A 1,947-nucleotide genomic window follows, 5' to 3' on the forward strand; every position below is an offset into this window, starting at 1 on the left:
AATTAAAGTAGGGGACAAAGTAAGATAATATCAAACTTTGTCGCCCTCTCACACCACCGTATGTACTTACGTGTACGGCGGTTTCCCTAGAGTAACTTCCGATGAAGCTTCTTGTAGTTTTCGCTTAGGGCATAATATCCCTGTTGCTCAAACCACTTATTTGTCATTCCGAATGCGATGGCTGGGCTATTACTCAGCCGCCACCATCCTTTACCACTTAAAGCTGTTTTCCAGCATAGTTCATCTTGTACGCCCATTTTCCTTAGGAATCGGACTATGCCTATACAGCGTTTACACTGTTTTAGCCGAAAACACTTAAGTCTTCTTCGCAGCCATGCCTCAACATTCACCATCTTCGATTTCATCTTAGCATGTTTGAAGTATTCAAGCCAGCCCCTTAATACGGGTTGGAGTTCGTTGAGCATATGTGCCAAAGATATACCCCGATTTCGCTGGGTTATCCTTTTCAACTTATCCTTAAACTTGGACAGACTTCTGCTGCTCACACCAATACCACCTCCTACTATAGTATGTCCCAGAAAATTCAGTTCATATCCCTTACGGATTGAGCTTTTACCTAAGTTAACCTTTAGCTTCATCCGATTTTCCAGAAAACTGCTGATGCTTCCCATCACACGCACACCACTTTCTGTGCTACTTACGAAGATTTGAACATCATCGGCATAGCGTACAAAACTCAAACCCCGACGGCCTAGTTCCTGATCCAGTTCGTCCAATATGATATTGGATAAAATTGGACTTAAAGGACTCCCTTGAGGGGTGCCCTTGCTTCTCTGCTCATAAAGTCCTCCTTTCAGTATACCACTTTTTAGGAACCTATTGATCAGACCCAGAACCCTCTGGTCTGCGATTCGGGTACTCAGCATCCACATTAAACGATGGTGATTTACCTCATCAAAAAACTTTTCGAGGTCTATATCCACTATAGTTTTCTTGCCTGAGTTATGGAGCATCAGCGCTTGTTTAAGGGCTTGGTGGGCACTCCGCTTGGGGCGAAATCCGTAGCTGCTATCACTAAAAGTGGCATCATAGATCCGATTTAAGACTTGAGAGATAGATTGTTGAACCAGACGGTCCTTTACATTTGGAATGCCCAGCTGGCGATAACCACCGTTGGGTTTTGGAATTGTTACGCTTCGAACGGTTTCAGGCAAATAGTTTGAAGATAAAAGCGACGATCGCAGTTGATCAAGGTTTTCCTCTAACCACTTGCCTAGCGCTTTCACTTGCATCCCATCGGGGCCTGGGCTCCCTCCGTTGCGAACAACCCGTTTACATGCTTCAATAAGATTTAATGGATCGCATATCCTATCCATGAGATCTTTCGTCCGATGTCTATCCTGTTCGCATGCAGAAAGCCAAATAGGGCTTACCTTTCCATCTCTTCCAAACCATACGGGTTCTTCCCTGATAAAAAGGCTGTCAACGTTATCACATTCTTCCTGTCCTGCAGGCTTCATCTGGATATTCAACATTTTCGTGCCCAAATCTCTTAACTTTTACTACTTCAAAAAAAAAAAAACATCAGCTCTAAGGATTCAGCCCTTCCCTCCATTCCCATTACAGGAACTTCTCCGGTACTATGGCCTCGGCTGACTTCTGTGCCCAAATTTCGTTACGCCGCTTCGCTTGGTTTCACCTCCATTCTGGAACAGATCTCCTATGGTAAGCTCATATATCTTTCAGGTTAACCGACATAATTTACTACTCCTGTTTACGTCCAACTATTGGGCTTTGCAGTCTAATGCCCACTTACCCACAGAATAAGCCTTATATTATGTTTCTGTTCGTTCGGTCAAGCTTTTGCCGCGGGCTTCCTTCAGATTTGAGATCACTCTCAACACCCTTGCCTTAAAGCTAACGATTCCTGTTGGTAGGCTCGTAAGGGACTTGCACCCTTTAGATATATGGCATGCATAGCGCACA

Annotated in this window: 1 protein-coding gene; it reads right to left on the reverse strand. The window is 44.3% G+C overall.

The features are described from left to right. Window positions 1–86: 86 nt before the first annotated feature. Window positions 87–1,508 (reverse strand): group II intron reverse transcriptase/maturase, encoded by a 1,422-nt coding sequence (gene ltrA / locus R2S57_RS30235; RefSeq protein WP_316848632.1) that lies wholly within the window; start codon window positions 1,506–1,508, stop codon window positions 87–89. Window positions 1,509–1,947: the final 439 nt, after the last annotated feature.

Origin of the sequence: Pedobacter psychrodurus (assembly GCF_032678585.1) — a bacterium.
Lineage (GTDB): Bacteria > Bacteroidota > Bacteroidia > Sphingobacteriales > Sphingobacteriaceae > Pedobacter > Pedobacter psychrodurus_A.